6 protein-coding genes and 2 pseudogenes are annotated in these 6,286 nt (G+C 55.9%); 7 read left to right on the plus strand and 1 reads right to left on the minus strand.

From position 1 onward, the window contains the following. Positions 1-10: 10 nt before the first annotated feature. The 6 genes and pseudogenes from RTK32_RS01575 to tatD all read left to right on the plus strand — a co-directional run bounded on the left by RTK32_RS01575 (position 11) and on the right by tatD (position 5,048). Entirely contained in the window at positions 11-616 is a 606-nt protein-coding gene (locus RTK32_RS01575; protein WP_312041783.1) for an SCP2 domain-containing protein, read from the plus strand. After that, entirely contained in the window at positions 613-2,250 is a 1,638-nt protein-coding gene (gene ubiB / locus RTK32_RS01580; RefSeq protein ID WP_312041784.1) for a ubiquinone biosynthesis regulatory protein kinase UbiB, read from the plus strand. The genes RTK32_RS01575 and ubiB overlap by 4 nt, the downstream gene beginning before the upstream one ends. A 97-nt stretch (positions 2,251-2,347) precedes the next feature. Further along, the gene (gene tatA, locus RTK32_RS01585; RefSeq protein WP_312041785.1) at positions 2,348-2,593 is read left to right on the plus strand and encodes a twin-arginine translocase TatA/TatE family subunit; all 246 of its coding nucleotides are present in this window, start codon (positions 2,348-2,350) and stop codon (positions 2,591-2,593) included. Between the two features lie 3 nt (positions 2,594-2,596). Further along, positions 2,597-3,103, plus strand: a pseudogene (gene tatB / locus RTK32_RS01590) (Sec-independent protein translocase protein TatB); the annotation flags it as partial. A 341-nt stretch (positions 3,104-3,444) separates the two neighbouring features. Next, entirely contained in the window at positions 3,445-4,194 is a 750-nt protein-coding gene (gene tatC, locus RTK32_RS01595) for a Sec-independent protein translocase subunit TatC (RefSeq protein ID WP_312041786.1), read from the plus strand. Positions 4,195-4,259: 65 nt separating this feature from the next. Continuing rightward, on the plus strand, positions 4,260-5,048 hold the full coding sequence (tatD, locus tag RTK32_RS01600) for a 3'-5' ssDNA/RNA exonuclease TatD (RefSeq protein WP_312041787.1): 789 nt from the start codon (positions 4,260-4,262) through the stop codon (positions 5,046-5,048). A gap of 9 nt (positions 5,049-5,057) precedes the next feature. On the opposite strand, the gene rfaH is transcribed toward tatD, so the two are convergent. After that, positions 5,058-5,546 (minus strand): transcription/translation regulatory transformer protein RfaH, encoded by a 489-nt coding sequence (gene rfaH / locus RTK32_RS01605; RefSeq protein ID WP_312041788.1) that lies wholly within the window; start codon positions 5,544-5,546, stop codon positions 5,058-5,060. Between the two features lie 289 nt (positions 5,547-5,835). On the opposite strand from rfaH, the pseudogene RTK32_RS01610 reads away from it, so the two are divergent. Further along, positions 5,836-6,286: pseudogene (locus RTK32_RS01610) on the plus strand (UbiD family decarboxylase domain-containing protein); the annotation flags it as partial.

Consider the following 6,286-nt stretch of genomic DNA (forward strand, 5'->3'; position numbering starts at 1 on the left):
AGGATAGCGAATGACCTTAACGCCGCTGTTAACCGCAGGGCTGGAAACAGCGCTCAATCAGATTTTATATCGCGATCGCGGCCTGAAAGCGGCACGTCAGCGCCTTAATGGCCGCAGCCTGGCTATTGAACTGGCGGAACTGAAACAGCCGCTGATCTTTATTTTTAGCGAACAACAGGTCGATGTGCTGGGCGACTGGTGTGACACGCCAGACTGTAAAGTTAAAACCCGCGTGGCGACGCTGCGTAAACTGCGCGATCGGCAGCAGTTAACCAGCCTGATCCGCAGCGGCGAGCTGGAAGTTGAGGGCGACCTCCAGGTCGTGCAGCAATTTTCCGCTTTGATCGATCTGGCCGAGCTTGACCCGGCCGAATATCTCGCGCCCTGGATTGGTGATATTGCTGCCCAGGGGATCGGCCAGGCCGCCCGTCGCGGGCTGCAGCTGGTGCGCGGCGATCTTAACCGTAAGCAGAGCTACCTTAGTCAGGCACTGACGGAAGAGTGGCGCCTGACGCCGGGCGGCCTGGAGCTGGCCTGGTTTGCTGAAGAAGTCGATGCTGCCGCTCGCGAGCTGGCCGCGCTGGAAACCCGCCTCAAACAACTGGAGGGCAAATGACCCTCGGAGAACTACGTCGTCTCTATTTTATTATCCGTATTTTTCTTAGCTACGGGCTTGATGAACTGATCCCCAAAACCCGGCTGGCTCTGCCGCTACGCCTGTGGCGTAGAACCCTGTTCTGGATGCCTAATTTGCACAAAGAGCGTCAGCTTGGCGAGCGCATCCGGCTGGCAATGGAGCAGCTTGGCCCGGTCTGGATTAAGTTTGGGCAGATGATGTCCACGCGACGCGACCTTTTTCCGCCGCATATTGCCGATCAGCTGGCGATGCTACAGGACAAAGTGGCCCCTTTTGATGGTGTGCAGGCGAAAAAACAGATCGAACTGTCGCTTGGCTGCAAGGTGGAAACCTTGTTTGATGACTTTGTGATCACGCCGCTCGCTTCCGCTTCCATCGCGCAGGTGCATACCGCCACGCTGAAGGAAAACGGCAAGGAAGTGGTCATCAAAGTGATCCGCCCGGATATCCTGCCGGTAATCAAAGCGGACATGAAGCTGATCAACCGCATGGCAGCCTGGGTGCCTCGTCTGCTGCCGGACGGCCGTCGTCTGCGCCCGCAGGAAGTGGTCGCCGATTACGAAAAAACGCTGATAGATGAGCTGAACCTGCTGCGCGAAGCAGCGAATGCTATTCAGCTGCGCCGTAATTTTGAAGGCAGCAATATGCTCTACGTACCGGAAATCTACTCCGATTACGGTAGCGAAACCATGCTGGTGATGGAGCGTATTTATGGCATTCCTATTTCCGACGTAGTGCAGCTTGAACAGCGTGGCGTCAATATGAAGCTGCTGGCCGAGCGCGGCGTGCAGGTCTTCTTTACCCAGGTGTTTCGGGACAGTTTTTTCCATGCCGACATGCATCCGGGCAATATTTTTGTCAGCTATGAACATCCTGAGGATCCGCAATATATCGGCATCGACTGCGGAATTGTCGGCTCGCTGAATAAAGAGGATAAGCGCTACCTGGCGGAGAACTTCATTGCCTTCTTCAATCGGGATTACCGCAAGGTCGCCGAGCTGCACGTCGACTCCGGCTGGGTACCGGCGGATACCAACGTAGAAGATTTTGAGTTCGCGATTCGTACCGTTTGCGAACCCATTTTTGAAAAACCACTGGCGGAAATCTCCTTCGGTCACGTGCTGCTGAACCTGTTTAACACGGCGCGCCGCTTCAATATGGAAGTGCAGCCTCAGCTGGTGCTGTTACAGAAAACGCTGCTGTATGTTGAAGGGGTTGGACGGCAGCTTTATCCGCAGCTCGATCTGTGGAAAACCGCTAAGCCGTTCCTGGAAGACTGGATCAAAGACCAGATCGGCATTCCGGCCATCGTGCGTGCGCTAAAAGAGAAGGCACCGTTTTGGGCGGAAAAACTGCCGGAGCTACCGGAACTGGTTTATGAGAGCCTGAAGCGACACAAGCACCTTCAGCACAGTGTTGACAGGCTTTCTTACGATTTGCGTAACGATCGCGTACGGCATCATCAGTCGCGCTATCTGTTCGGTATCGGTGCCACGCTACTGCTAAGCGGTACGGCTATTTTACTGACCAGACCGCAGTGGGATCTGTTATCGGCCTTCATGGTGGCGGGGGGCCTGGTAAGCTGGCTGGTCGGCTGGCGTAAGACCGACTGACTGTCATGAAAGGTAAAGGGGCCGGCGGTGCTTTGCGCGCGGTCGGCCCCGCTTATATACTGCGAAACCCGCATTAACTGACATCCGAGGCAAAATCATGGGCGGTATTAGTATCTGGCAGTTGTTAATTATTGCCGTAATCGTTGTGCTGCTTTTCGGCACCAAAAAATTACGCGGGCTGGGTTCCGATCTGGGCTCATCGATCAAAGGGTTTAAAAAAGCCATGAGCGACGATGACGAAAAACCCAAAACACACGCCGACGATGCTGATTTCAAGGCCACTCTGGCCGACAAACAGCACGCAGCAGCGAAAAAAGAAGACGTCAAGAACGACAAGGTGTAAGCCGTGTTCGACATAGGTTTTAGTGAACTGATTCTGGTCTTTATTGTTGGGCTGGTCGTGCTGGGCCCGCAGCGTTTGCCCGTAGCGGTGAAAACCGTGGTTGGCTGGATCCGTGCGCTGCGCTCGCTGGCAGCAAATGTGCAAAACGAACTGGCGCAGGAGCTGAAACTGCAGGAGCTGCAGGACAGCCTGAAAAAAGTGGAAGAGGCCAGCAAAAACAGCCTTTCGCCGGAACTGAAGGCTTCGATGGAAGAGCTGAAGCAGTCAGCAGAGTCCATGAAGCGCACCTATCTGGGTGAGAACGAAAAAACAGACGACGAAGCGAATACTATTCATAACCCCCTGGTGAAAAACGCCGCGGATTCCCATGAGGGCGTGACGCCCGCCGCGGCCGATCATCAGGCCAGTGCACCGATGCAGGCACCAGAGAATTCCGCTACTGAACCGGCAGAGCCTGTAATGCAGCAGGAGCAGCAAGCACCCGTCGTGCATGTCTCGCCCGCCGCAAGCGAGCCGACTGTCGTTCAGCCCGCTAAGGCTCTGGCTGCCGGGGCTGTTTCGCCCGCTGCAAGCGAGCCGGCTGCCGTTCAGCCCGTTAAGGTTCAGGCTACCGGAGCTGTTTCGCCCGCCGCAAGCGAGCCGACTGCCGTTCAGTCTGAGGGAGTTCGGGCCGCCGAAGCTCCTGCCGCTGCCAGCGCGCCTTATGAAAACAACGCCGGAACGCCCGCTGCCGCGCAGGGTTACGCCTCTGCCACCGTAGCAGAAAAGGCAAAGGCCGCTGTTAAAGACGAAGCGCCTGCGCTTTCCAGCCGTGCGCCTGTTTCCCCTTCTCAACCGGATGAACGCTAAACATGGCTGTTGAAGATACCCAACCGCTTATCAGCCATCTGATTGAGCTGCGTAAGCGTCTGCTGAACTGTATTATCGCCGTGGTGGGAATTTTTCTTTGCCTGGCTTACTTTTCCAACGATATTTACCAGCTGGTTTCTGCGCCCCTGATCAAGCAGATGCCTGCAGGCGCCAGCATGATCGCAACCGACGTGGCTTCGCCTTTTTTCGCGCCGATTAAGCTGACCATGATCGTTTCCGTCTTTTTGGCGGTGCCGGTTATCCTTTATCAGATCTGGGCCTTTATCGCGCCTGCGCTTTATCGCCATGAACGCCGACTGGTGGTGCCGCTGCTGATTTCCAGTTCATTCCTATTCTACATAGGGATGGCTTTCGCCTACTTTGTTGTCTTCCCGTTGGCCTTTGGCTTCTTTGCCAAAACCGCGCCGCACGGCGTACAGATTGCTACCGATATCAACAACTATCTCGATTTTGTGATGGCGTTGTTTATGGCTTTTGGCATCTCCTTTGAAGTGCCAATTGCGATCGTGCTGCTGTGCTGGACCGGCGTGACTACGCCAGAAGAACTCAAGGCTAAGCGGCCTTATGTTCTGGTAGGCGCCTTTATCGTGGGGATGTTACTGACCCCACCGGATGTGCTTTCCCAGACGCTGTTGGCCATTCCGATGTACTGCCTGTTTGAAGTTGGCGTGTTCTTCTCCCGCTTCTATACCGGATTACGTCGGGAAGAGAGCGACCAGGAGCCGGAGTAGCCGCGAAGGCTTGCCCACATTAAAAAATAACCGCCCGTAAGGGCGGTTACTGTTTGGAACACGCTATGTTTGATATTGGGGTCAACCTGACCAGCACACAGTTCGCCAAAGATCGTGACAAGGTGGTAAAACGCGCCGCAGATGCGGGCGTCACGGGTATCCTGATTACCGGCACCAACGCGCTGGAGAGCCAGCAGGCACAGAGCCTGGCGAAGCGCCGGCCCGGCTACTGCTGGTCTACCGCTGGCGTTCATCCACACCACGCCAGTGAATGGTCGGCGGAGACGGCATCCACCCTGAGAAGGCTGGCGGAAAGCCCGGAGGTCGCCGCAATTGGTGAATGTGGACTGGATTTCAACCGCAATATTTGCGGGCCGGAACAGCAGGCTTATGCCTTCAATGCCCAGCTAGAACTGGCCGCCGATCTGCAACTGCCCGTTTTTCTCCACTGCCGCGAAGCTTACGAGCGCTTTCTCGCCATCCTGACGCCCTGGTTACCAAAACTGCCCGGCGCGGTCGTTCACTGTTTTACCGGCACGAAAGCGGAACTGGAGGCCTGTCTGGCCGTCGGGCTTTCTGTGGGTATTACGGGTTGGGTGTGTGATGAACGTCGCGGGCTTGAGCTACGGGAGCTGATGCCACTTATTCCTGCGGAAAAGCTGCTGCTGGAAACGGATGCGCCTTATCTGCTGCCGCGCGATATGCGTCCTCGCCCGGCATCGCGGCGCAACGAGCCGTGTTTTCTGCCGCATATTGTAGAGCAGGTGGCGCTGCTGCGCGGTGAGGATGCCGCAACGCTGGGGCAGCAGTGCGACAGTAACGCGCGCGCGCTTTTCGGTCTTGTGAAGCCGTAGCGCAGCGCGTCAGAGTTTCTGAAACTGCCGGTTGTCCAGACTGCGAACAATCTGCTTATTCAGCAGGTTAAGCAGCAGCATAGAACGCGCTTCACCGTCCGGTTCGGTAAAGATAGCTTTCAGGCCTTCGAAAGCGCCAGCGGTAATCAATACTCTGTCGCCAGGCTGTGGCAGCGTGGGCGCGGGCAGCGTGATCATCGCCTGCGTCTGCAGCGCTTCGATCACATCCTGCGGCACGGTGGCAGGAAGGTTACCGAAGCGGACGAAATGGCTAACGCCACGCGTGGCGCTGATGGTCGTGGTATGAATCGCTTCCGGGTCGAACTCGACAAAAAGATAGTTCGGGAACAGCGGCTCATTTACCTGGGTACGCTTGCCGCGCACCAGTTTCTCTAAGGCAATCATGGGGCTGAGACAATGCACCGCCTGGCGCTCAAGATGTTCTTTAGCGCGGGTAAGCTGGCCACGTTTGCAATAAAGTAAATACCAGGATTCCATAACGTCACTTTGCAATTACAGGGTCGCTAAGAATAGCAAAAATAGCGTGATAGTTATAGCAACATGCAGGCCAGAAGGCTTCTGAAATCGTAGCCTGCTGTCGGACAGCGTTAAGCAGAAAGCTTATTCACTGCAGTTATAAACGGATCGGCTGGCCAACCGGTGGCCTGAAGACACAATTTTAGCCGTTGCAGCACGAGCGCGGCAGCATCGCCGCCGCGAAAAACTAAGCACAAGAGCTTAATCCTCCCTATAATGGCCGATTCACTGACCGTACTGATGAGAAGTCATGAAATATCACGACCTACGCGACTTCCTTTCCCTGCTGGAGCAGCGCGGGGAATTAAAACGCATTAAGCAAGAGATCGATCCCGATCTTGAAATGACCGAAATTGCCGATCGCACTCTGCGAGCCGGCGGACCGGCGCTGCTGTTTGAAAATCCCAAAGGCTATAGTATGCCGGTGCTGTGTAACCTTTTCGGCACGCCGGATCGCGTGGCGCTGGGCATGGGGCAGGAAGACGTTAAGGCATTGCGTGACGTTGGCCGCCTGCTTGCCTTTTTGAAAGAGCCGGAGCCGCCGCGCGGTTTTCGCGACTTTTTCGACAAGATGCCGCAGTGGAAGCAGGTGCTGAATATGCCCACTAAGCGCCTGCGTGATGCGCCGTGTCAGCAGCAGATTTGGCAGGGCGATGAGGTCGATCTGAGCCGCATACCGGTGATGAAATGCTGGCCGGAAG

Origin of the sequence: Erwinia sp. (assembly GCF_031978025.1) — a bacterium.
Lineage (GTDB): Bacteria > Pseudomonadota > Gammaproteobacteria > Enterobacterales > Enterobacteriaceae > Erwinia.